This window comes from Streptomyces sp. NPDC008163 (assembly GCF_042956885.1).
In the GTDB taxonomy this organism is placed as follows: Bacteria; Actinomycetota; Actinomycetes; order Streptomycetales; family Streptomycetaceae; genus Streptomyces; species Streptomyces drozdowiczii_A.
The window spans coordinates 131,458-154,395 of the sequence record NZ_JBIBHG010000005.1 but is presented as its reverse complement, the minus strand read 5'-3'; the positions used below and the strand labels follow the sequence as shown (position 1 = coordinate 154,395).

General features: G+C 71.1%; 22 protein-coding genes. 19 read left to right on the top strand and 3 right to left on the bottom strand.

Annotation, left to right across the window (positions count from 1 at the left end):
- Positions 1-158 precede the first annotated feature (158 nt).
- The 15 genes from pgsA (at position 159) to ACFZAT_RS13260 (ending at position 15,322) form a co-directional block, all read left to right on the top strand.
- Positions 159-809 (top strand): phosphatidylinositol phosphate synthase, encoded by a 651-nt coding sequence (pgsA, locus tag ACFZAT_RS13330; RefSeq protein WP_391263791.1) that lies wholly within the window; start codon positions 159-161, stop codon positions 807-809.
- Positions 806-1,753 (top strand): phosphatidylinositol mannoside acyltransferase, encoded by a 948-nt coding sequence (locus tag ACFZAT_RS13325; RefSeq protein ID WP_391263789.1) that lies wholly within the window; start codon positions 806-808, stop codon positions 1,751-1,753. Before pgsA ends, ACFZAT_RS13325 begins: the two co-directional genes overlap by 4 nt.
- Positions 1,750-2,910 carry a glycosyltransferase gene (locus ACFZAT_RS13320; RefSeq protein ID WP_391263787.1) on the top strand — a complete coding sequence of 387 codons (1,161 nt, stop codon included), beginning with the start codon at positions 1,750-1,752 and terminating at the stop codon, positions 2,908-2,910. The genes ACFZAT_RS13325 and ACFZAT_RS13320 overlap by 4 nt, the downstream gene beginning before the upstream one ends.
- 36 nt (positions 2,911-2,946) lie before the next feature.
- Positions 2,947-3,495 (top strand): membrane protein, encoded by a 549-nt coding sequence (locus ACFZAT_RS13315; protein WP_018103869.1) that lies wholly within the window; start codon positions 2,947-2,949, stop codon positions 3,493-3,495.
- Between the two features lie 150 nt (positions 3,496-3,645).
- Positions 3,646-4,566: a pyridoxal 5'-phosphate synthase lyase subunit PdxS gene (gene pdxS, locus ACFZAT_RS13310; protein WP_391263785.1), complete on the top strand. Its 921-nt coding sequence runs from the start codon at positions 3,646-3,648 to the stop codon at positions 4,564-4,566.
- A 6-nt stretch (positions 4,567-4,572) separates the two neighbouring features.
- On the top strand, positions 4,573-5,166 hold the full coding sequence (gene pdxT, locus ACFZAT_RS13305) for a pyridoxal 5'-phosphate synthase glutaminase subunit PdxT (protein ID WP_391263783.1): 594 nt from the start codon (positions 4,573-4,575) through the stop codon (positions 5,164-5,166).
- A gap of 61 nt (positions 5,167-5,227) precedes the next feature.
- Positions 5,228-5,980, top strand: coding sequence for a YebC/PmpR family DNA-binding transcriptional regulator (locus tag ACFZAT_RS13300; protein WP_391263781.1), 753 nt, complete (start codon positions 5,228-5,230; stop codon positions 5,978-5,980).
- 123 nt (positions 5,981-6,103) lie between these two features.
- Complete coding sequence (gene ruvC, locus ACFZAT_RS13295) at positions 6,104-6,676, top strand: crossover junction endodeoxyribonuclease RuvC (RefSeq protein ID WP_391263779.1); 573 nt, start codon at positions 6,104-6,106, stop codon at positions 6,674-6,676.
- On the top strand, positions 6,673-7,299 hold the full coding sequence (ruvA, locus tag ACFZAT_RS13290) for a Holliday junction branch migration protein RuvA (RefSeq protein ID WP_391263778.1): 627 nt from the start codon (positions 6,673-6,675) through the stop codon (positions 7,297-7,299). The genes ruvC and ruvA overlap by 4 nt, the downstream gene beginning before the upstream one ends.
- Positions 7,300-7,375: 76 nt before the next feature.
- Positions 7,376-8,449 carry a Holliday junction branch migration DNA helicase RuvB gene (gene ruvB, locus ACFZAT_RS13285; RefSeq protein WP_391263775.1) on the top strand — a complete coding sequence of 358 codons (1,074 nt, stop codon included), beginning with the start codon at positions 7,376-7,378 and terminating at the stop codon, positions 8,447-8,449.
- Between the two features lie 165 nt (positions 8,450-8,614).
- Positions 8,615-9,076, top strand: coding sequence for a preprotein translocase subunit YajC (gene yajC / locus ACFZAT_RS13280; protein ID WP_391263773.1), 462 nt, complete (start codon positions 8,615-8,617; stop codon positions 9,074-9,076).
- A 147-nt stretch (positions 9,077-9,223) separates the two neighbouring features.
- On the top strand, positions 9,224-10,966 hold the full coding sequence (secD, locus tag ACFZAT_RS13275; RefSeq protein WP_391263770.1) for a protein translocase subunit SecD: 1,743 nt from the start codon (positions 9,224-9,226) through the stop codon (positions 10,964-10,966).
- 1 nt (position 10,967) lies between these two features.
- On the top strand, positions 10,968-12,062 hold the full coding sequence (secF, locus tag ACFZAT_RS13270) for a protein translocase subunit SecF (protein ID WP_391263768.1): 1,095 nt from the start codon (positions 10,968-10,970) through the stop codon (positions 12,060-12,062).
- The gene (locus tag ACFZAT_RS13265; protein ID WP_391263766.1) at positions 12,062-12,613 is read left to right on the top strand and encodes an adenine phosphoribosyltransferase; all 552 of its coding nucleotides are present in this window, start codon (positions 12,062-12,064) and stop codon (positions 12,611-12,613) included. The genes secF and ACFZAT_RS13265 overlap by 1 nt, the downstream gene beginning before the upstream one ends.
- Before the next feature lie 150 nt (positions 12,614-12,763).
- Positions 12,764-15,322, top strand: coding sequence for a RelA/SpoT family protein (locus ACFZAT_RS13260; RefSeq protein WP_391263764.1), 2,559 nt, complete (start codon positions 12,764-12,766; stop codon positions 15,320-15,322).
- Between the two features lie 68 nt (positions 15,323-15,390).
- On the opposite strand, the gene ACFZAT_RS13255 is transcribed toward ACFZAT_RS13260, so the two are convergent.
- Complete coding sequence (locus ACFZAT_RS13255) at positions 15,391-16,620, bottom strand: DUF349 domain-containing protein (RefSeq protein ID WP_391263762.1); 1,230 nt, start codon at positions 16,618-16,620, stop codon at positions 15,391-15,393.
- 173 nt (positions 16,621-16,793) lie between these two features.
- Positions 16,794-17,588, bottom strand: coding sequence for a peptidylprolyl isomerase (locus ACFZAT_RS13250; protein ID WP_391263760.1), 795 nt, complete (start codon positions 17,586-17,588; stop codon positions 16,794-16,796).
- Between the two features lie 149 nt (positions 17,589-17,737).
- On the opposite strand from ACFZAT_RS13250, the gene ACFZAT_RS13245 reads away from it, so the two are divergent.
- The 4 genes from ACFZAT_RS13245 to ACFZAT_RS13230 all read left to right on the top strand — a co-directional run bounded on the left by ACFZAT_RS13245 (position 17,738) and on the right by ACFZAT_RS13230 (position 22,073).
- Complete coding sequence (locus tag ACFZAT_RS13245; RefSeq protein WP_391263758.1) at positions 17,738-18,433, top strand: MBL fold metallo-hydrolase; 696 nt, start codon at positions 17,738-17,740, stop codon at positions 18,431-18,433.
- Positions 18,434-18,446: 13 nt separating this feature from the next.
- Positions 18,447-19,709, top strand: a complete 1,263-nt coding sequence (hisS, locus tag ACFZAT_RS13240) for a histidine--tRNA ligase (protein WP_391263756.1) — start codon at positions 18,447-18,449, stop codon at positions 19,707-19,709.
- Between the two features lie 276 nt (positions 19,710-19,985).
- Positions 19,986-20,621, top strand: coding sequence for a vitamin K epoxide reductase family protein (locus ACFZAT_RS13235; protein WP_391263754.1), 636 nt, complete (start codon positions 19,986-19,988; stop codon positions 20,619-20,621).
- Between the two features lie 72 nt (positions 20,622-20,693).
- Positions 20,694-22,073, top strand: coding sequence for an AAA family ATPase (locus ACFZAT_RS13230; protein ID WP_391263752.1), 1,380 nt, complete (start codon positions 20,694-20,696; stop codon positions 22,071-22,073).
- Between the two features lie 16 nt (positions 22,074-22,089).
- On the opposite strand, the gene ACFZAT_RS13225 is transcribed toward ACFZAT_RS13230, so the two are convergent.
- Positions 22,090-22,791, bottom strand: a complete 702-nt coding sequence (locus tag ACFZAT_RS13225) for a DUF2470 domain-containing protein (RefSeq protein ID WP_391263750.1) — start codon at positions 22,789-22,791, stop codon at positions 22,090-22,092.
- Positions 22,792-22,938: the final 147 nt, after the last annotated feature.

The following is a 22,938-nucleotide window of genomic DNA, read 5'->3' as shown; positions in this document are numbered from 1 at the left end:
GGCGTTGCCGAAACGCCTTCATGGCTCAGCCATGGAGACGCTCCGGCGCCTTGCAGCCGCACGCACCGGCCACCGCTCCCTGATCCGGCCAGGGCCTTCAGCACCCTCCAGCCGGTGACCGACGGGGTCACGCGGCCCAGCTACCCCTCGGGAAGGCCATGCTGAACAAGTACGCGCGTGCCTTTTTCACGCGTGTCCTCACGCCGTTCGCCGCACTGCTCCTCCGCCTCGGCGTGAGCCCGGACGCGGTCACCCTGATCGGCACGGCCGGGGTGATGGCCGGTGCGCTGGTCTTCTTCCCGATGGGGGAGTTCTTCTGGGGCACGATCGTCATCACGATCTTCGTGTTCTCGGACCTCGTCGACGGGAACATGGCGCGCCAGGCGGGCATCTCCAGCCGGTGGGGCGCGTTCCTGGACTCCACGCTCGACCGGGTCGCCGACGGTGCGATCTTCGGCGGCTTCGCCCTCTGGTACGCGGGCAGCGGCGACGACAACGTCCTGTGCGCGGTCGCCATCTTCTGCCTGGCGAGCGGCCAGGTGGTCTCGTACACCAAGGCGCGCGGTGAGGCGATCGGGCTGCCGGTGGCGGTCAACGGGCTCGTGGAGCGTGCCGAGCGCCTGGTGATCTCGCTGGTGGCGGCCGGTCTCGCCGGTCTGCACAAGTTCGGGGTGCCGGGCATCCAGGTCCTGCTGCCGGTCGCGCTGTGGATCGTCGCCGCCGGCAGCCTGGTGACGCTGATCCAGCGGGTCGTCACCGTGCGCCGTGAGTCCGCCGAGGCGGACGCGGCGGACGCGGCCGGGGAGTGAGCGTGGCCGGCGCCGAAGCGCGGCCCGGCGCGAAGGAGCGGCTGAGCGACGCGCTGTACGGGCTGGGCTGGGCGGCGGTCAAGACGCTGCCCGAACCGGCCGCCCGGGCCCTCTTCCGTACCCTCGCCGACCAGGTGTGGAAGCGGCGCGGCAAGAGCGTGCTGCGCCTTGAGGCCAATCTGAAGCGGGTCGTGCCGGACGCCGATCCGGCCCGGCTGGCCGCCCTGTCCAGGGCCGGTATGCGTTCGTACATGCGCTACTGGATGGAGTCGTTCCGGCTGCCCACCTGGAGCCCGGAGCGGATCAAGGCGTCGATCGACGTCACGGACGCGCACCGGCTGACGGAAGGGCTCGACTCGGGGCGCGGAGTGATCCTCGCCCTGCCGCATCTCGGGAACTGGGACCTGGCCGGGGCGTGGGTGACCACCGACCTCAAGGTGCCGTTCACCACGGTCGCCGAGCGGCTGAAGCCGGAATCGCTGTACGACCGGTTCGTCGCCTACCGCGAGGGCCTGGGCATGGAGGTGCTGCCGCACAACGGCGGTGCCGCGTTCGGGACGCTGGCCCGGCGGCTGCGGTCGGGCGGCCTGGTCTGCCTGGTCGCCGACCGCGACCTGTCCTCGTCGGGCATCGAGGTGTCGTTCTTCGGCGCCACGGCCCGGATGCCGGCGGGGCCCGCCCTGCTGGCCCAGCAGACCGGCGCCCTGCTGCTGCCGGTGACGCTCTCGTACGACGACACACCGGTGATGAAGGCGCGGATCCATCCGCCGGTCGAGGTTCCGGAGTCAGGTGACCGGGCCGCGAAGACGTCCGTGATGACACAGGCCCTGGCCGACGCGTTCGCCGTGGGCATCGCCGCTCACCCGGAGGACTGGCACATGCTGCAACGGCTCTGGCTCGCCGACCTCGAACCCCGTGGAGACCGGAGCGGAGACCCGACGTGAAGATCGGCATCGTCTGCCCGTACTCCTGGGACGTCCCGGGCGGGGTGCAGTTCCACATCCGCGACCTGGCCGAGCATCTGATCCGGCTCGGCCACGAGGTGTCCGTGCTGGCCCCGGCCGACGACGAGACGCCGCTGCCGCCGTACGTGGTCTCCGCGGGCCGGGCCGTGCCGGTCCCGTACAACGGCTCGGTGGCCCGGCTGAACTTCGGGTTCCTGTCGGCGGCCCGGGTGCGGCGCTGGCTGCACGAGGGCACGTTCGACGTCATCCACATCCACGAGCCGACCTCGCCTTCGCTGGGGCTGCTGACCTGCTGGGCGGCACAGGGCCCGATCGTCGCCACGTTCCACACGTCCAACCCGCGCTCCCGGGCGATGATCGCCGCGTACGCGATCCTGCAGGCCGCGCTGGAGAAGATCAGCGCGCGGATCGCGGTCAGCGAGTACGCCCGCCGGACCCTGGTCGAGCACCTGGGCGGCGACGCCGTGGTCATCCCGAACGGGGTGGATGTCGACTTCTTCGCGCGCGCCGAGCCCCGTCCCGAGTGGCAGGGCGGCACGATCGGCTTCATCGGCCGCATCGACGAACCCCGCAAGGGCCTGCCCGTGCTGATGCGCGCGCTCCCCGCGATCCTCGCCGCCCGCCCGGACACCCGGCTCCTGGTGGCCGGCCGCGGCGACGAGGAGGAGGCCGTCGCCTCGCTGCCCGAGGAGATGCGCTCGCGCGTGGAGTTCCTGGGCATGGTGAGCGACGAGGACAAGGCGCGGCTGCTGCGCAGCGTCGATCTGTACGTGGCGCCCAACACCGGGGGCGAGAGTTTCGGGATCATCCTGGTCGAGGCCATGTCGGCGGGCGCGCCGGTCCTCGCCAGCGATCTGGACGCCTTCGCGCAGGTCCTGGACCAGGGCGCGGCGGGCGAGCTCTTCGCCAACGAGAACGCGGACGCGCTGGCCGAGGCGGCGGTCCGGCTGCTGGGCGACCCGGAGCGGCGTGCCGGGCTGCGCGAGCGGGGGAGCGCCCATGTGCGGCGCTTCGACTGGTCGACGGTCGGGGCGGACATCCTCGCGGTGTACGAGACGGTGACGGACGGCGCCGCCTCGGTGGCGGCCGACGAACGCACGGGGCTGCGCGCCCGGTTCGGGCTGGCCCGGGAGTGACCGGCCGGGGCCCGCGCCCCGGTAGCCTTGCCGCCCGTGACCGTAACCCTCATCATCTGGGCCGTCGTGGTGCTCGTCGCGATCGGCCTGTACCTCAGCTGGACCGCCGGCCGCCTCGACCGGCTGCACACCCGGATCGACGCGGCCCGGGCCGCCCTCGACGCGCAACTGCTGCGCCGGGCCTCGGTCACCCAGGAACTCGCCACCTCCGGCGTCCTCGACCCGGCCGCGTCGATCGTGCTGTACGAGGCCGCGCACGCCGCGAGGCAGTCGCCGGAGGACCACCGCGAGGTCGCCGAGAGCGAGCTGAGCACCGCCCTGCGCGCCGTGTTCGGTGAGAGTGCGCAGGTGGAGGCGGTACGGGAGATCCCCGGGGGCCAGGAGGCGGCGTCCGAGCTGGCGGCGGCGGTGCGACGGGTGCCCATGGCGCGCCGCTTCCACAACGACGCGGTCCGGGCCGCGCGGGCGCTGCGCCGCCACCGCACGGTGCGGTGGTTCCGGCTGGCGGGGCACGCCCCGTTCCCGCTGGCGTTCGAGATGGACGACGAGCCGCCGGTGGCCCTGGCGGACCGCCCGGGCAGCTGACGGACGGTGCTCCGTCCCCGTACGCGGGGGCCGAGGCGAAAACGATCCACCGGCCTCCTATTGGCCCTTGCTGTGGACTGGTGCGGGGGCGTTTGCTCGGGACTGCGTCATTCGGCGCGTCCGCATTCGCTCCCCCCAGTGAGGTCATCCGTGTCCACGCTTCCCAGCACCCCGCAGTCCGCCGACGCCCCGGCCACCGGCACCGCCCGCGTCAAGCGCGGCATGGCCGAGCAGCTCAAGGGCGGCGTGATCATGGACGTCGTCAACGCCGAGCAGGCGAAGATCGCCGAGGACGCGGGCGCCGTGGCCGTCATGGCCCTGGAGCGGGTGCCGGCGGACATCCGCAAGGACGGCGGCGTGGCCCGGATGTCCGACCCGAACATGATCGAGGAGATCATCGAGTCGGTGTCCATCCCGGTGATGGCCAAGTCCCGCATCGGTCACTTCGTGGAGGCGCAGGTCCTCCAGTCCCTCGGCGTCGACTACATCGACGAGTCCGAGGTCCTGACCCCGGCCGACGAGGTCAACCACAGCGACAAGTTCGCCTTCACCACCCCGTTCGTCTGCGGCGCCACCAACCTGGGCGAGGCGCTGCGCCGTATCGCCGAGGGCGCGGCCATGATCCGCTCCAAGGGCGAGGCCGGTACGGGCAACGTCGTCGAGGCCGTGCGCCACCTGCGCCAGATCAAGAACGAGATCGCCCGGCTGCGCGGCTTCGACAACAACGAGCTGTACGCCGCCGCCAAGGACCTGCGCGCCCCCTACGAGCTGGTCAAGGAGGTCGCGGAGCTGGGCAAGCTGCCCGTCGTGCTGTTCTCCGCGGGCGGCGTCGCCACCCCGGCCGACGCCGCGCTGATGCGCCAGCTCGGTGCCGAGGGCGTCTTCGTCGGCTCCGGGATCTTCAAGTCCGGCGACCCGGCCAAGCGCGCCGCGGCCATCGTGAAGGCCACCACCTTCTACGACGACCCGAAGATCATCGCGGACGCCTCCCGGAACCTGGGCGAGGCCATGGTCGGCATCAACTGCGACACGCTGCCCGAGACCGAGCGCTACGCCAACCGCGGCTGGTAGTCACCGATGAACGACACCCCTGTGATCGGAGTCCTGGCCCTCCAGGGCGACGTACGGGAACACCTGATCGCCCTGGCCTCGGCGGACGCCCTGGCCAGGCCGGTCCGGCGGCCCGAGGAGCTGGCGGAGGTGGACGGCCTGGTCCTGCCCGGCGGCGAGTCCACCACCATGTCCAAGCTGGCCGCCCTCTTCGGCATGCTGGAACCGCTGCGCGAGCGCATCGCGGCCGGTATGCCGGTGTACGGCACCTGCGCCGGGATGATCCTGCTCGCCGACAAGATCCTCGACCCCCGGTCCGGCCAGGAGACGCTGGGCGGCATCGACATGATCGTGCGCCGTAACGCTTTCGGGCGGCAGAACGAGTCCTTCGAGGCGGCCGTCGACGTCGCCGGGATCGACGGCGGGCCGGTCGAGGGCGTCTTCATCCGGGCCCCCTGGGTGGAGTCCGTGGGCGCCGGGGCGAAGGTCGTCGCCGAGCACGGCGGTCACATCGTGGCCGTACGGCAGGACAACGCCCTCGCCACCTCGTTCCACCCCGAACTGACCGGGGACCACCGGCTCCACGCGTACTTCACCGAGATGGTGCGCGCGGCCGGGTGACTCGATCCCGGTAGGATCTCTCGGGTTCGTACGGAATTTGGTGACGCGAAGGAGAAGGCAGATGTCCGGCCACTCTAAATGGGCTACGACGAAGCACAAGAAGGCCGTGATTGACGCCAAGCGCGGCAAGCTCTTCGCGAAGCTGATCAAGAACATCGAGGTCGCGGCCCGCACCGGTGGTGTGGACCCCGAGGGCAACCCGACCCTCGTGGACGCGATCCAGAAGGCGAAGAAGAGTTCGGTCCCGAACAAGAACATCGACTCCGCGGTCAAGCGCGGTGGCGGTCTCGAAGCGGGCGGCGTCGACTACCAGACGATCATGTACGAGGGTTACGGCCCCAACGGTGTCGCGGTGCTCATCGAGTGCCTCACCGACAACCGCAACCGCGCCGCGTCCGACGTCCGGGTCGCCATGACCCGCAACGGCGGCTCGATGGCCGACCCGGGTTCCGTCGCGTACCTCTTCAACCGCAAGGGCGTCGTCATCGTCCCCAAGGGCGAGCTGACCGAGGACGACGTGCTCGGTGCCGTCCTCGAAGCGGGCGCCGAGGAGGTCAACGACCTCGGTGACTCCTTCGAGGTCGTCAGCGAGGCCACCGACATGGTCGCGGTCCGCACCGCGCTCCAGGAGGCGGACATCGATTACGACTCGGCCGAGGCCAACTTCCTGCCCACCATGCAGGTCGACCTCGACGAGGAGGGCGCGCGCAAGATCTTCAAGCTGATCGACGCGCTGGAGGACAGCGACGACGTGCAGAACGTCTTCGCCAACTTCGACGTCAGCGACGAGGTCATGGCGAAGGTCGACGCCTGAGCCGCGTCTGACACAGCCGTTGTGGACGGGCCGGCGGGGACACACCCCGTCGGCCCGCCGCATTGTCGGTGCCGACCGATAGCCTGCTGGAACAGTTGACCGATCGGCAGGGAGGGGCGGACCGTGCGGGTGCTCGGCGTGGACCCAGGTCTCACCAGGTGCGGGGTCGGCGTCGTCGAAGGCGTCGCGGGTCGCCCGCTCACCATGCGCGGCGTGGGCGTCGTGCGCACCCCGGCCGACGCGGAGCTCGGCGACCGCCTCGTGGCGATCGAGCGCGGCATCGAACAGTGGCTGGACGAGCACCGCCCCGACTGCGTCGCCGTGGAGCGGGTCTTCGCCCAGCACAACGTGCGTACGGTGATGGGCACCGCCCAGGCCAGCGCCGTCGCCATGCTCTGCGCCGCCCGGCGCGGCCTCCCCGTCGCCCTGCACACGCCCAGCGAGGTCAAGGCCGCCGTCTCCGGCAGCGGACGCGCCGACAAGGCGCAGGTCGGCGCCATGGTGACCCGGCTCCTGCGGCTGGACGCCCCGCCCAGACCGGCCGACGCCGCGGACGCCCTGGCACTCGCCATCTGCCACATCTGGCGCGCCCCCGCCGCCAACCGCCTCCAGCAGGCGCACGCGGCGGCCACCGCCGCCCGCACCCCGCGCGTCCCGCGCACCGCAGCCCCACCCGTCCGGAAGGTCCCCCGATGATCGCCTTCGTCACCGGCCCCGTCGCCGCGCTCGCCCCGACCACGGCCGTCATCGAGGTCGGCGGCATCGGCATGGCCGTCCAGTGCGCACCCAACACCCTGGCCGCCCTGCGCGTCGGCCAGGAGGCCAGGCTCGCCACCTCACTCGTCGTCCGCGAGGACTCGCTGACCCTCTACGGCTTCGCCGACGACGACGAGCGGCAGGTCTTCGAGCTGCTCCAGACCGCCAGCGGCGTCGGCCCCCGGCTCGCCCAGGCCATGCTGGCCACGCACACCCCGGACGCCCTGCGGCTCGCCGTGGCCACCGGCGACGAGAAGGCGCTCACCGCCGTCTCCGGCATCGGCAAGAAGGGCGCCCAGAAGCTGCTGCTGGAGCTGAAGGACCGGCTCGGTGAACCGCTCGGCACCCACGCCCCCGGCCAGGGCATCGGCGCCGCCGTCTCCGCCTCCTGGCGCGACCAGCTCCAGGCCGCCCTGATCGGCCTCGGCTACGCCACCCGCGAGGCCGACGAGGCGGTCGCCGCCGTCGCGCCCCAGGCCGAGGAAGCCCTCGCCGCCGGGGGCCGGGCACCCGTGCCGCAGCTGCTGCGGGCCGCCCTGCAAACGCTCAACCGGGCGCGCTGAGCGGCGCGGGCCCCCTTCTCCGCCCGGCCGGCCACCCCCGGACCGGGCACCGATACATCCGAGGCGGACAGACGAGATGAACTGGGACGACACCGGAGCCGACATGGACGACCGGCTCGACGAGCGGCTGGTCGACGCCGGCGCGGACGGCGACGACACCGCGGTCGAGGCGGCGCTGCGCCCCAAGGACCTCGACGAGTTCGTCGGCCAGGAGAAGGTCCGCGAACAGCTCGACCTGGTCCTCAAGGCCGCCCGCGCCCGCGGCGCCACCGCCGACCACGTCCTGCTCTCCGGCGCGCCGGGACTCGGCAAGACCACCCTCTCCATGATCATCGCGGCGGAGATGAACGCCCCGATCCGGATCACCTCGGGCCCCGCCATCCAGCACGCCGGCGACCTCGCGGCGATCCTCTCCTCGCTCCAGGAGGGCGAGGTGCTGTTTCTGGACGAGATCCACCGCATGTCCCGGCCCGCCGAGGAGATGCTGTACATGGCCATGGAGGACTTCCGGGTCGACGTCATCGTCGGCAAGGGCCCGGGCGCCACCGCGATCCCGCTGGAGCTGCCCCCCTTCACGCTGGTCGGCGCCACCACCCGGGCCGGCCTGCTGCCGCCCCCGCTGCGCGACCGCTTCGGCTTCACCGGGCACATGGAGTTCTACGCCCCCGCCGAGCTGGAACGGGTGATCCACCGCTCCGCCCGCCTGCTCGACGTCGAGCTGGACGCCGAGGGCGCCGCCGAGATCGCCGGGCGCTCCCGGGGCACGCCCCGCATCGCGAACCGGCTGCTGCGCCGCGTGCGGGACTACGCCCAGGTCAAGGCCGACGGCCGGATCGACCGGGAGATCGCGTCGGCGGCCCTCGGGGTGTACGAGGTGGACGCCCGGGGGCTGGACCGGCTGGACCGGGCGGTGCTCGGGGCGCTGCTCAAGCTGTTCGGCGGCGGTCCGGTGGGCCTGTCCACGCTCGCGGTCGCCGTGGGGGAGGAGCGCGAGACCGTCGAGGAGGTCGCCGAGCCCTTCCTCGTACGGGAAGGACTGCTGGCCAGGACGCCGCGCGGACGGGTCGCCACCCCGGCCGCCTGGGCCCACCTGGGACTCGTGCCACCGCAGCACGGCGTAACGGGACAACAGGGCCTGTTCGGGGCGTGATGCGTCACAGGTTGACCGGAAGCGGAACCACGGTGCCATGCTGGGCGTTGTTCCATCGATGCGGACTCGCTTAGACTCCGCCGATGCCGCCCGTAAAGGGTCGGTGTACCCACCCCCGTAGACCAGGCCGTTCTCCAGTGCGGTCGTGCGAAGGAAATTCGTCCCGTGAATCCCGTGACTCTCCTCCCCTTCATCGTGCTCATCGGGGCCATGTTCCTGATGACGCGGTCCGCCAAGAAGAAGCAGGCGGCGGCTGCGACCATGCGCAATGAAATGCAGCCCGGCACCGGCGTCCGCACGATCGGGGGCATGTACGCCACCGTCAAGGAGCTTCACGACGACACGGTCCTCCTCGAGGTCGCGCCCGGCGTCCACGCCGTGTACGCGAAGAACGCGATCGGCGCCGTCCTGGACGACGCGGAGTACAACCGCATCGTCCACGGCGACGACCCGGAGCTCGACGTCGACGGCCCGGTCGTGCCGGACGACGCCTCCTCGCTGACCGAGGCCGACGACGCGAAGACCGACCTGGTCAAGAAGACCGACTCGGACGACGACGCCGACGCCGAGGCCGCGGACGGCAAGAAGTCCGAGGGCAAGGCCGACGGCGAGGCCGACGCGAAGTAACACACAGCGACGCGGGGATGCCGTGAGCCCACAGGCGTCCGGCACCCCGGTCCGTGCGTGCCTTCGCAGGGGCGGGTCCCCACTAAACTTCGTGGCCGCTTGGGCGCATACCCGGCGCGGGGCGGTTGGACAGGGAGAAACGACAAGGTGGCAGCACCGAAGAAGGGCCGAGGCGCGGCCGGCGGTCAGGGGAAGCCAGGGCGCGCCCTGGCGCTGATCCTGATCGCCATGGTCGCCCTCACCGGCGGGATGTTCCTGGCCCACCAGCCGACGCCGCGACTCGGCATCGACCTGGCGGGCGGCACCTCCATCACGCTGGAGGCCAAGGCCGAGCCCGGCCAGGAAAAGGCGATCAACAAGACCAACATGGACACCGCGGTCGACATCATGAACCGCCGTGTCAACGGTCTCGGGGTCAGCGAGGCCGAGGTCCAGACCCAGGGCGATCGCAACATCATCGTCAACATCCCCAAGGGCACGAACTCCGCCGAGGCCAGGGAGCAGGTCGGCACCACCGCCAAGCTGTACTTCCGGCCGGTGCTGACCGTCGCCCAGGGCGCGCCCACCCCGGAGCCCAGCGCCTCGCCCTCCGGCAAGGCCAGCGGCTCACCCTCGCCGAAGGCCTCCGCCTCGGAGAAGGCGACGGACGGCGACAAGGCCACCAGCCCGTCCCCGTCCGCCACCACCCAGGGCCGCGCGGTCACCGGCGCCCTGAAGGCCGACTCCTCGCCGTCGCCGAAGGCCAGCGCCACGCCGAAGGCCAGTGAGTCCGCGTCCGCCGAGGACCAGGCCGCCGCCGCCAAGCTCCAGAAGCAGTTCGAGTCGCTCGACTGCTCCAGCAAGGCGTCCCGCTCCAAGGCCGCCCAGGGCGGCAAGGCCGGCGACACGGTCGTGGCGTGCAGCCAGGAAGGCGACGCCAAGTACGTGCTCGGCCCGGCCGAGGTGTCCGGCACCGAGGTCAAGACGGCCAAGGCCGCCTTCGACCAGCAGCGCGGCATGTGGATCGTCCAGATGGAGTTCACCGGCAAGGGCTCCAAGCAGTTCCAGACGATCACCAAGAAGCTCTCCACGCAGCAGGAGCCGCAGAACCAGTTCGCCATCGCGCTGGACGGCGAGGTCGTCTCCGCCCCCCGCGTCAGCGAGCAGCTGAGCGGCAGCGCCGAGATCTCCGGCAGCTTCAACCAGGACTCCGCCGAGGCCCTGGCCAACCAGCTGTCCTACGGTGCGCTCCCCCTCTCCTTCAAGGAGCAGAGCGTCACCACCGTCACCGCCGCGCTCGGCGGCGAGCAGCTGAAGGCCGGGCTCATCGCCGGCGCCATCGGCCTCGCCCTCGTGGTCATCTATCTGGTGGCCTACTACCGCGGCCTGGCGTTCATCGCCCTGCTCAGCCTCCTGGTCTCCGGCATCCTCAGCTACACGATCATGTCGCTGCTCGGCCCGGCCATCGGCTTCGCGCTGAACCTGCCGGCCGTCTGCGGTGCCATCGTGGCCATCGGTATCACCGCCGACTCCTTCATCGTGTACTTCGAACGCGTACGGGACGAGATCCGCGAGGGTCGTACGCTGCGCCCCGCCGTGGAACGCGGCTGGCCGCGCGCCCGGCGCACCATCCTGGTCTCCGACTTCGTGTCGTTCCTCGCCGCCGCCGTCCTCTTCGTGGTGACCGTCGGCAAGGTCCAGGGCTTCGCGTTCACGCTGGGTCTCACCACCCTGCTCGACGTCGTCGTGGTGTTCTTCTTCACCAAGCCGCTCATGACGATCATGGCGCGCAAGAAGTTCTTCGCCAGCGGCCACCCGTGGTCCGGTCTGGACCCGAAGCGCCTCGGTGCCAAGCCGCCGCTGCGCCGCTCCCGTCGTGTCAACGCCCCCACCGAACCGAAGGAGGCGTGAGATGTCGCGACTCGGGAATCTCGGCGCCCGTCTCTACCGAGGCGAGGTCGGCTACGACTTCATCGGCAAGCGCAAGATCTGGTACGGCGTCTCCGTCCTGATCACCATCACGGCCATCCTCGGCCTGGTGGTCAGCGGCCTGAACATGGGCATCGAGTTCAAGGGCGGTGCCGTCTTCACCACCCCGAAGACGAGCGTGTCCGTCTCCGAGGCGGAGGACCTGGCGTCGGAGGCCTCCGGTCACCAGGCCATCGTCCAGAAGCTCGGCAACGGCGGTCTGCGCATCCAGATCACCGAGGTCGACACCCAGAAGTCCGACGAGATCCAGGACAAGCTCGCCAAGGACCTCGACGTCCCGCGCGAGAAGATCGCGGCCGACCTCGTCGGTCCCAGCTGGGGCGAGCAGATCGCCAACAAGGCGTGGACCGGCCTCGGCGTCTTCATGGTCCTCGTCGTGATCTACCTGGCCATCGCCTTCGAGTGGCGGATGGCGCTGGCGGCCCTCGTCGCTCTGGTCCACGACATCACCATCACGGTCGGTGTCTATGCCCTGGTCGGCTTCGAGGTCACCCCGGGCACCGTGATCGGTCTGCTGACCATCCTCGGTTACTCCCTCTACGACACGGTCGTCGTCTTCGACAGCCTCAAGGAGGGCACGAAGGGGATCACCAAGCAGACCCGGTGGACCTACAGCGACGTCGCCAACCGCTCCATCAACAGCACGCTGGTCCGCTCGATCAACACCACCGTCGTCGCGCTGCTGCCGGTCGCCGGTCTGCTGTTCATCGGTGGCGGCGTCCTCGGCGCGGGCATGCTGAACGACATCTCGCTCGCCCTCTTCGTCGGCCTCGCGGCCGGTGCGTACTCCTCGATCTTCATCGCCACCCCGCTGGTCGCCGACCTCAAGGAACGCGAGCCGCAGATGAAGGCGCTGAAGAAGCGGGTCCTCGCCAAGCGCGCGGCCGCCGCCGCCAAGGGCGAGACCGAGGAGGACGACCGGGGCGAGGGCGACTACGAGGACGCCGCGCCGGCCGGTGCCGTCGTCGGACAGCGCCAGCAGCCGAGGGGCCACGGCCGGACCCCGGGGAAGCGCTGATGACCAGCACCACCGACAGCACCAGGGAGCTCCTGCTCAGCCGCATCCGTGACGTGGCGGACTACCCGAAGCCGGGCGTGATGTTCAAGGACATCACCCCGCTGCTCGCGGACCCGGTCGCCTTCACGGCCCTCACCGACGCCCTCGCGGAGCTGTGCCTGCGGCACGGCGCCACGAAGATCGTCGGTCTGGAGGCCCGCGGCTTCATCCTGGCCGCGCCCGTCGCGGTCCGTGCCGGCCTCGGCTTCGTACCGGTCCGCAAGGCCGGGAAGCTGCCGGGTGCCACGCTCAGCCAGGCGTACGAGCTGGAGTACGGCACCGCCGAGATCGAGATCCACGCGGAGGACCTGTCCGCCGACGACCGGATCATGGTCATCGACGACGTGCTCGCCACCGGCGGCACCGCGGACGCCTCCCTGGAGCTCATCCGCCGGGCCGGTGCCCAGGTCGCCGGGGTCGCCGTCCTCATGGAGCTGGGCTTCCTGGCCGGCCGGGCCCGCCTGGCCGACAGCCTGGGCGGGGCCCCGCTGGAGGCCCTGATCACGGTCTGAGGACCGCCCGCACCACCGTCGAGGGGTACCCGGGAACAACCGGGTGCCCCTCGGCGTTTTCAGGGCTCTCACGGTCCCCGGGGGAGGACCGGCCGCCGGGTCGTTACGATGGCCCTTCCGGGTGTGTCCGGATCCGCACGAGGAGCGCTCTTGCCAGACGAGGCCCAGCCAGTCGCCGCCCCGCAGCCCGACAAGCCGGAGGCGGCCTCAGCCACGCCCGCGAAGCAGCAGTCCGCGGAGAAGCCGAAGCCTCCGGCGCCCCAGCCCGGCACGGGCCCGGCGTCCGCCGAGGCCAACGGCCCCGCGCCCGCTTCGCCCGCCCAGCCGGCCGCGCCCGCCCCGACCGCGCCCAAGCCCCCCGCGAAGCCCGCCGCCGGGTCCACCTCACCCACCGGCCCGGCCTCCCGCTCCGGCGGCTCCTCCAACCGCGTCCGGGCCCGCCTCGCCCGTCTCGGCGTCCAGCGCTCCAGCCCGTACAACCCGGTCCTCGAACCGCTGCTGCGGATCGTCCGCGGCAACGACGCGAAGACCGAGACCTCCACGCTGCGCCAGATCGAGCGGGCCTACCAGGTCGCCGAGCGCTGGCACCGCGGCCAGAAGCGCAAGAGCGGCGACCCGTACATCACGCACCCGCTCGCCGTGACGACGATCCTCGCCGAGCTGGGCATGGATCCGGCCACCCTGATGGCCGGACTGCTGCACGACACGGTCGAGGACACCGAGTACGGCCTGGACACCCTGCGCCGCGACTTCGGCGACCAGGTCGCCCTGCTGGTCGACGGCGTCACCAAGCTGGACAAGGTCAAGTTCGGCGAGGCCGCCCAGGCCGAGACCGTGCGCAAGATGGTCGTCGCGATGGCCAAGGACCCGCGCGTCCTGGTCATCAAGCTCGCCGACCGCCTGCACAACATGCGCACCATGCGGTATCTCAAGCGGGAGAAGCAGGAGAAGAAGGCCCGCGAGACGCTGGAGATCTACGCCCCGCTCGCCCACCGCCTGGGCATGAACACCATCAAGTGGGAGCTGGAGGACCTCGCCTTCGCGATCCTCTACCCCAAGATGTACGACGAGATCGTGCGGCTGGTCGCCGAGCGCGCGCCCAAGCGCGACGAATACCTCGCCATCGTCACCGACGAGGTCCAGGCCGACCTGCGCGCCGCCCGCATCAAGGCCACGGTCACAGGACGGCCCAAGCACTACTACAGCGTCTACCAGAAGATGATCGTGCGGGGCCGCGACTTCGCCGAGATCTACGACCTGGTGGGCATCCGCGTCCTCGTGGACACCGTCCGCGACTGCTACGCGGCGCTCGGCACCGTGCACGCGCGATGGAATCCGGTCCCCGGCCGGTTCAAGGACTACATCGCGATGCCCAAGTTCAACATGTACCAGTCGCTGCACACCACGGTGATCGGTCCCAGTGGCAAGCCCGTCGAGCTCCAGATCCGTACGTTCGACATGCACCGCCGCGCCGAGTACGGCATCGCCGCGCACTGGAAGTACAAGCAGGAGGCCGTCGCGGGCGCCTCCAAGGTCCGCACCGACGTCCCCAAGAACACCGGGCGCGGCCAGGACACCGTCAACGACATGGCGTGGCTGCGCCAGCTCCTGGACTGGCAGAAGGAGACCGAGGACCCCAGCGAGTTCCTGGAGTCCCTGCGCTTCGACCTCTCGCGCAACGAGGTCTTCGTCTTCACGCCCAAGGGCGACGTCATAGCGCTGCCGGCCGGGGCCACCCCCGTCGACTTCGCGTACGCCGTCCACACGGAGGTCGGCCACCGCACGATAGGAGCACGGGTCAACGGACGGCTCGTGCCGCTGGAGTCCACGCTCGACAACGGCGACCTGGTCGAGGTCTTCACCTCCAAGGCGGCCGGCGCCGGGCCCTCCCGCGACTGGCTGGGCTTCGTCAAGTCGCCCCGGGCCCGCAACAAGATCCGCGCCTGGTTCTCCAAGGAGCGTCGCGACGAGGCGATCGAACAGGGCAAGGACGCCATCGCGCGGGCCATGCGCAAGCAGAACCTGCCGATCCAGCGCATCCTGACCGGCGACTCGCTGGTCACCCTGGCGCACGAGATGCGCTACCCCGACATCTCGTCCCTCTACGCCGCGATCGGCGAGGGCCATGTCGCCGCCGCCGGCGTCGTGCAGAAGCTGGTCCAGGCCCTCGGCGGCGAGGACGCGGCCAACGAGGACCTGGAGGAGAGCACCCCGCCCTCCCGCAGCCGCACCAAGCGCCGCTCCAACGCCGACCCGGGGGTCGTGGTCAAGGGCGTCGACGACGTGTGGGTCAAGCTCGCCCGCTGCTGTACGCCCGTGCCCGGCGACCCCATCATCGGCTTCGTCACCCGGGGCAGCGGCGTCTCCGTGCACCGCGCGGACTGCGTGAACGTCGACTCGCTCTCCCAGCAGCCCGAACGCATCCTGGACGTCGAGTGGGCGCCCACCCAGTCCTCGGTCTTCCTGGTCGCCATCCAGGTCGAGGCCCTGGACCGCTCCCGGCTCCTGTCGGACGTCACCCGGGTCCTCTCGGACCAGCACGTCAACATCCTGTCCGCGGCCGTCCAGACGTCCCGGGACCGGGTCGCCACCTCGCGCTTCACCTTCGAGATGGGCGACCCGAAGCACCTCGGCCACGTCCTGAAGGCGGTACGGGGCGTGGAGGGCGTCTACGACGTCTACCGGGTGACCTCGGCCCGACGCCCGTAGCACGCGACAGAAGAGGGGCCCTTCCGCGTGGTGCGGAAGGGCCCCTCTTCTGCGGTACGGAAGCCGGATCAGCCGCCGAACTCCTCCAGGCCCTTGAGCGCCTGGTCGAGCAGGGCCTGCCGGCCCTCCAGCTCACGGGCCAGCTTGTCCGCACGGGCGTTGTTGCCCGAGGCGCGGGCCGCGTCGATCTGGCCGCGCAGCTTGTCCACGGCCGCCTGGAGCTGACCGGTCAGACCCGCGGCGCGCGCCCGCGCCTCCGGGTTCGTCCGGCGCCACTCGGTCTCCTCGGCCTCCTGGAGCGCCCGCTCCACCGCCTGCATCCGCCCCTCGACCTTCGGACGGGCGTCACGCGGTACGTGGCCGATGGCCTCCCAGCGCTCGTTGATGCCCCGGAACGCGGCCCTGGCCGCCTTCAGGTCCGTCACCGGCACCAGCTTCTCGGCCTCGTCGGCGAGCTCCTCCTTCAGCTTGAGGTTCTCACCCTGCTCCGCGTCGCGCTCCGCGAAGACCTCGCCACGGGCGGCGAAGAAGACGTCCTGGGCACCGCGGAAACGGTTCCACAGCTCGTCCTCGGCCTCGCGCTGGGCGCGGCCCGCCGCCTTCCACTGGGTCATCAGGTCGCGGTAGCGGGCGGCCGTCGCCCCCCAGTCCGTGGACCCGGAGAGCGCCTCGGCCTCGACGACCAGCTTCTCCTTGACCTTGCGGGCCTCCTCGCGCTGGGCGTCCAGCGAGGCGAAGTGGGCCTTGCGGCGCTTGGAGAACGCCGAGCGGGCATGCGAGAAGCGGTGCCACAGCTCGTCGTCGGACTTGCGGTCGAGCCTGGGCAGGCCCTTCCACGTGTCCACGAGGGCGCGCAGCCGCTCGCCCGCGGAGCGCCACTGCTCGCTCTGCGCCAGCTCCTCGGCCTCGGCGACCAGGGCCTCCTTGGCGTGCTTCGCCTCGTCGGCCTGCTTCGCCTTCTGCGCCTTACGCTCCTCGCGCCGCGAATCGACCGTCGCGACGAGCGCGTCCAGCCGCTTGCGCAGCGCGTCCAGGTCGCCGACGGCGTGGTGCTCGTCGACCTGGGTGCGCAGGTGCTCGATGGCGGCCGTCGCGTCCTTCGCGGACAGATCGGTGGTCTTCACCCGCCGTTCGAGGAGGCCAATCTCGACCACAATGCCCTCGTACTTGCGCTCGAAGTAGGCCAGGGCCTCCGCCGGCGAACCGGCCTGCCACGATCCGACGACCTGCTCGCCGTCGGCTGTACGCACGTACACGGTGCCGGTCTCATCGACACGGCCCCACGGGTCGCTGCTCACAGCGCCTCCTCCACCTGATGCCCGTGAGGGGGTCACCCCCCTGGCATCGTCCACAGTTTCCTGGGGCGGGCACCGCCCGCCCTGCACGACGCCAATCTAGGCGACGGGCCGCCCGGCTGTCCGCACTCCGCACGGCCGGATTTATTCGCCGCCCGGCGGGCCCGCCCCCGGAATCACACCTTGTCGACGGTCAGCTTCGAGATGTTCACGGCCTTCTTCGGCGCACCGTCGGGCCCGCCGCCGTCCACCCCGGCCTTGCCGACGGCCTGGACGGCCTTCAGCGACTTCGCGTCCATCGTGCCGAACGGCGTGTACGTGGGCGGCAGCTTGCTGTCCTTGTAGACCAGGAAGAACTGGCTGCCGCCGGTGTGCGGCTGGCCGGTATTGGCCATCGCCACCGTGCCCGCCGGGTACGTCACCGAGCCCTCCGCGCCCGCCTTGCCCAGCGCGGTCAGGTTCTCGTCCGGGATGGTGTAGCCCGGACCGCCGCTGCCGTCGCCCTTGGGGTCGCCGCACTGGAGGACGTAGATGTTCTCCGTGGTCAGCCGGTGGCACTTGGTGCCGTCGAAGAACTTCTTGTCGGCCAGCGACTTGAAGGAGTTCGTCGTGTGCGGGGTCTTCGACGCGTCCATGGTGAACGCGATGTCGCCCTGGCTCGTCTTGAGCGACATCGTGTACTCGGCCTTCTTGTCGATCTTCATCGCCGGCTCCGGCTTCGCCTCCTCCGTGGGCGACGGCGACGCCTCGGCCGACGGGCTCTGGCTCGCCGCCGCGTCCGTCTTGTCCTTGTCGTCGTTCCCGCTGGTGGCGAGGTACGTAGCGCCGCCGATGACCGCCACCACGGCGACCGCCGAGGTGATGGCGAGCGTCAGCCGCCTCGTACGCTGCCGGGCCTCCTCCCGGCGCCGCTGCTGCCGCTCGTACTTCTCCCGGGCGAGCTGCCGCCGCCGCTGATCGCTGGTGACCACCGGGTGTTCTCCTTGTACGTCGTGTGTTCGGGCCTGGGTCGCCCCGTACCGTATATGGGTTAGCTGTGGAATGAGGAGCGCCGGTAGGCTCTGAACTGCTGTGACCTCGCGGTCGCTCTTCCGCGTTGGACTACCGATTGAGGACGATCGTGCTGATTGCCGGGTTCCCCGCCGGTGCCTGGGGGACCAACTGTTACCTGGTCGCCCCCGCCGCGGGTGAGGAGTGCGTGATCATCGACCCGGGCCACCAGGCCGCCGCCGGAGTCGAGGAAACGCTGAAGAAGCATCGGCTCAAGCCCGTCGCCGTCGTCCTCACGCACGGCCACATCGACCATGTCGCCTCGGTCGTCCCGGTGTGCGGCGCGCACGACGTCCCCGCCTGGATCCACCCCGAGGACCGCTACATGATGAGCGACCCCGAGAAGGCGCTCGGCCGCTCCATCGGGATGCCGCTCATGGGCGAGCTGACGGTGGGGGAGCCGGACGACGTCCAGGAGCTGACCGACGGCGCCCGCCTGCGCCTCGCCGGCATGGAGTTCGGCGTCTCGCACGCGCCCGGCCATACCAAGGGGTCGGTGACGTTCAGGATGCCCGAGACCCCGGAGGTCCCCCCGGTCCTCTTCTCGGGCGACCTGCTCTTCGCCGGCTCCGTCGGACGCACCGACCTGCCCGGCGGCGACCACGCCGAGCTCCTCGAGTCGCTGGCCCGTGTGTGCCTGCCGCTCGACGACTCGACCGTGGTGCTGTCCGGCCACGGCCCCCAGACGACCATCGGCCGCGAGCGCGCCGCCAACCCGTTTCTGACCGGGATGACCGGTGCGGACGCGCCCCGACGAGGAATGTGACGAGAGCGACATCGTGAGCACCTTCAAGGCCCCCAAGGGCACGTACGACCTGACCCCGCCGGACTCCGCGAAGTACCTGGCGGTGCGCGAGGCCATCGCCGCCCCCCTGAAGAACTCCGGCTACGGCTACATCGAGACCCCGGGCTTCGAGGACGTGGCCCTCTTCTCGCGCGGCGTCGGTGAGTCCACCGACATCGTGACGAAGGAGATGTACACCCTCACCACCAAGGGCGGCTCCCAGCTCGCCCTGCGCCCCGAGGGCACCGCCTCGGTGCTCCGCGCGGCGCTGGAGGCCAACCTCCACAAGCTGGGCAACCTGCCGGTCAAGCTCTGGTACTCCGGCTCGTACTACCGCTACGAACGCCCGCAGAAGGGCCGCTACCGCCACTTCTCGCAGGTCGGGGCCGAGGCCATCGGCGCCGAGGACCCGGCGCTCGACGCCGAGCTGATCATCCTCGCCGACCAGGCGTACCGCGCGCTGGGCCTGCGCGAGTTCCGGATCCTGCTGAACTCGCTGGGCGACAAGGAGTGCCGCCCCGTCTACCGGGACGCGCTCCAGGGCTTCCTGCGCGAGCTGGACCTGGACGAGGAGACCCGGCGGCGCATCGAGATCAACCCGCTGCGCGTCCTCGACGACAAGCGCCCCGAGGTCCAGAAGCAGCTCACCGGCGCCCCGGCGCTGCGCGACTTCCTCTGCGACGCGTGCAAGGCGTACCACGAGCAGGTCCGCGACCTGCTCAACGAGGCGGGCGTGATCTACGAGGACGACGAGAAGCTGGTCCGCGGCCTCGACTACTACACGCGCACCACCTTCGAGTTCGTCCACGACGGTCTCGGCTCGCAGTCGGCGGTCGGCGGCGGCGGCCGCTACGACGGGCTCTCCGAGATGATCGGCGGTCCCGCGCTCCCGTCGGTCGGCTGGGCGCTCGGCGTGGACCGCACGGTCCTCGCCCTGGAGGCCGAGGGCATCGAGCTGGACCTGCCCTCCACCACCAGCGTCTTCGCGGTCCCGCTCGGCGAGGAGGCGCGCCGGGTCCTGTTCGGCGTCGTCACGCGGCTGCGCCGGGAGGGCGTCGCCGCCGACTTCGCGTTCGGCGGCCGGGGGCTGAAGGGCGCGATGAAGAGCGCCAACCGTTCGGGCGCCCGCTTCACGATCGTGGCCGGCGAGCGCGACCTGGCCGAGGGCCACGTCCAGCTCAAGGACATGGAGTCCGGCGAGCAGACGCCGGTGCCCGTCTCCGACGTGGTCGAGACGGTCCGGGCGCGCCTGGCGTGAGATGTGCCGGGGGCGGGCGGTGCGCCCGCCCCCTCGCGTCAACGCGGTGAGCGCGGATTCATCCCGCACGGTGATTCCGTCCTTGCGGGATGTGACGTCCGGGAGAGCGGTGCGCGGGGCGCGATCCGCCTCGTCGCGGCTGCGGGGCCCGGGATCCGCTTCCGGACAGGCCCGCCGCGATGCGTACGTCTTTATGTGCATCGAACGGAAGAGCGGCCGAGCTGTGCGGCACAATGACCCTGCCCCAGCAGGCTACTCAGTGACGGAAACGGCGATATGACGACTGCAGCGGTTGACCATCCCTCCTCCGACCAGGACGAGAGGGGCGGGCAGCGGACCATCGGCGGCAGCCGCGCGCTGGCCATCCTGCTCATGATCACGGGCGCCGCCGGAACGCTCGCCGCATGGGTCATCACGCTCGACAAGCTCAAGATGATGGAGGACCCCTCCTTCGTCCCCGGGTGCAGCCTCAACCCCGTGGTCGCCTGCGGCAACATCATGAAGAGCGAGCAGGCGTCCGCCTTCGGCTTCCCCAACCCCTGGCTCGGCATGGTCACCTACCCGGTGATCATCGGCATCGGCCTGGCACTGCTGGCCGGAGCCCGCTTCCGCCCCTGGTACTGGCTCGGCATGAACGCGGGCACGCTCTTCGGCGTCGGCTTCTGCACCTGGCTCCAGTACCAGTCGCTGTACAACATCAACTCGCTCTGCCTGTGGTGCTGCCTGGCCTGGGTCGCCACCATCCTGATGTTCTGCTACGTCACCACGCACAACATCCGGCACGGCATCATCCCCGCGCCCTCCTGGCTGCGCAACGGCCTCACCGAGTTCCACTGGGTGCCCCCGGTGCTCTGGATCGGCATCATCGGCATGCTCATCCTGACCCGCTGGTGGGACTTCTGGACCAGCTGACCCGCCCCCGCGCCGCCGGGCCGCACCCTCGGCCCGGCCCTGTTGTCAGTGGGGTGGCATAGGCTTCGAGACGTGGAGCCCGACCTCTTTACCGCCGCTGCCGAAGACCGCCAGGAGAAGGACCCGTCCAGCAGCCCGCTGGCCGTCCGGATGCGTCCCCGTACGCTGGACGAGGTCGTCGGCCAGCAGCATCTGCTCAAGCCGGGCTCGCCCCTGCGCCGCCTGGTCGGCGAGAGCGGCGGCGGACCGGCCGGCCCCTCGTCGGTCATCCTCTGGGGCCCGCCCGGGACCGGTAAGACCACCCTCGCGTACGTGGTCAGCAAGGCGACGAACAAACGATTCGTCGAGCTCTCCGCGATCACTGCGGGCGTCAAGGAAGTCCGCGCCGTGATCGAGGGCGCCCGCCGCGCCACCGGGGGCTACGGCAAGGAGACCGTTCTCTTCCTGGACGAGATCCACCGCTTCTCCAAGGCCCAGCAGGACTCCCTGCTCCCCGCCGTCGAGAACCGCTGGGTCACCCTGATCGCCGCGACCACGGAAAATCCGTACTTCTCCGTCATCTCCCCGCTCCTCTCGCGCTCGCTGCTGCTGACGCTGGAGCCCCTGACCGATGACGACCTGCGCGGCCTGCTGCACCGCGCCCTCACCGACGAACGCGGCCTCGGCGGAGCGGTGAGCCTCCCGGAGGAGGCCGAGGAGCACCTGCTGCGCATCGCCGGGGGCGACGCCCGCCGCGCGCTGACCGCCCTGGAGGCCGCGGCCGGTGCCGCGCTGTCCAAGCGGGAGGAGGAGATCACGCTCCTCACCCTGGAGGAGACCGTCGACCGGGCGGCCGTGAAGTACGACCGGGACGGTGACCAGCACTACGACGTGGCCAGCGCCCTGATCAAGTCGATCCGGGGCTCCGACGTGGACGCGGCCCTGCACTACCTGGCCCGCATGATCGAGGCGGGGGAGGACCCGAGGTTCATCGCCCGGCGGCTGATGATCTCGGCCAGCGAGGACATCGGCCTCGCCGACCCGACGGCGCTGCCCACCGCGGTCGCGGCCGCCCAGGCGGTGGCCCTGATCGGCTTCCCCGAGGCGGCGCTCACCCTCAGCCACGCCACCATCGCCCTGGCCCTCGCCCCCAAGTCCAACGCGGCGACGCTGGCGATCTCCGCCGCCCGCGAGGACATCCGCAAGGGGCTGGCCGGTCCGGTCCCGGCCCATCTGCGCGACGGCCACTACAAGGGCGCGGCCAAGCTGGGCCACGCCCAGGGCTACGTCTACCCGCACGATGTCCCCGGCGGTATCGCCGCCCAGCAGTACGCACCGGACGCGGTGAGCGACAAGCAGTACTACCGCCCCACCCGCTACGGCGCCGAGGCGCGGTACGCGGACGTGGTGGACCGGGTCAGGGAGCGGCTCGGCCGGACGGACGACGAGGACGGGGCGGGCGGTACGGCCTGAGCCCCGCGCACGCTCCTCAGCGGGCGGCGGCCGCGAAGAGCGTGTGCATGGCGTGGCTGAGTTCCACCACGTCCCGCACCGGCTCGGGGAACTCGAAGCGGGCGTCGAAGCAGCCGCCCTCCTGCTCGCAGAAGCGCACCCGCAGCCCGAACCGGTCCAGCACCAGCGGCACCACGGCCGGCCGGTGCTCGGGGCAGGAGCACACGGCGCGCTCGCCGATCAGCTCGCACAGCGACGCCAGCTCCTCCGAGTGCGACGAGTAGAGGTGCTGGAGCAGCTCGGCCTCGTGGAGGGCGAGCGGGTCGGCGGCGGCGTCGCGGAAGCTCTCGGCGTCGACCTCCTCCACGCCCCACAGGTCGTCGATGTGCGCCTCGTCCGTCTCCAGGCGCAGCATCGTCCGGCCGGGGCCCGCCATCCCGGGGACGGCGGTCAGCCAGCCGCTGACCCGGGCCCGGCCCCGGATACGGTGGGGTACGGAGACCGGCGCGACGTCCGTGATCTCCAGCACGGCCGGCAGCTCGTCGTCGAGGGCGTGCGTCGCGGCCCGTACGGCCGGGGAATCCGCGGGGAATTCCAGGAACAGGTCGCCGTCCGGCCCCACGCCCCGGGACAGCGGCATGAGCTGGTCCGAGCCCGCCGCTTCGAGCCCGGGAACGAGCAGTACCGCGGAGCAGGTACTCTGTACGAGAGTTCGTGTGCGCTCGGCTGCTGACGGCATCCGAGTGTTTTCAAGCCCGCTGGGACGCGGCTGACCACGATCTGATCGGTCCTCCGTCATCTCGACGCCATCAGGCGCGTCGATGCTGTCTGTGCTGTCCGTGACGTGTGTGGTGTTCCCAGGGCGAGACATGCGATCTCCTTGAGT

Bases quoted from the DNA above. Each gene is read 5' to 3' on its own strand.
- ACFZAT_RS13225 (WP_391263750.1), bottom strand. From the start codon at position 22,791: ATGCCGTCAGCAGCCGAGCGCACACGAACTCTCGTACAGAGTACCTGC.
- ruvA (WP_391263778.1), top strand. From the start codon at position 6,673: ATGATCGCCTTCGTCACCGGCCCCGTCGCCGCGCTCGCCCCGACCACG.
- ACFZAT_RS13235 (WP_391263754.1), top strand. From the start codon at position 19,986: ATGACGACTGCAGCGGTTGACCATCCCTCCTCCGACCAGGACGAGAGG.
- pdxT (WP_391263783.1), top strand. From the start codon at position 4,573: ATGAACGACACCCCTGTGATCGGAGTCCTGGCCCTCCAGGGCGACGTA.
- ACFZAT_RS13300 (WP_391263781.1), top strand. From the start codon at position 5,228: ATGTCCGGCCACTCTAAATGGGCTACGACGAAGCACAAGAAGGCCGTG.
- pgsA (WP_391263791.1), top strand. From the start codon at position 159: ATGCTGAACAAGTACGCGCGTGCCTTTTTCACGCGTGTCCTCACGCCG.
- ruvB (WP_391263775.1), top strand. From the start codon at position 7,376: ATGAACTGGGACGACACCGGAGCCGACATGGACGACCGGCTCGACGAG.
- secF (WP_391263768.1), top strand. From the start codon at position 10,968: ATGTCGCGACTCGGGAATCTCGGCGCCCGTCTCTACCGAGGCGAGGTC.
- ACFZAT_RS13265 (WP_391263766.1), top strand. From the start codon at position 12,062: ATGACCAGCACCACCGACAGCACCAGGGAGCTCCTGCTCAGCCGCATC.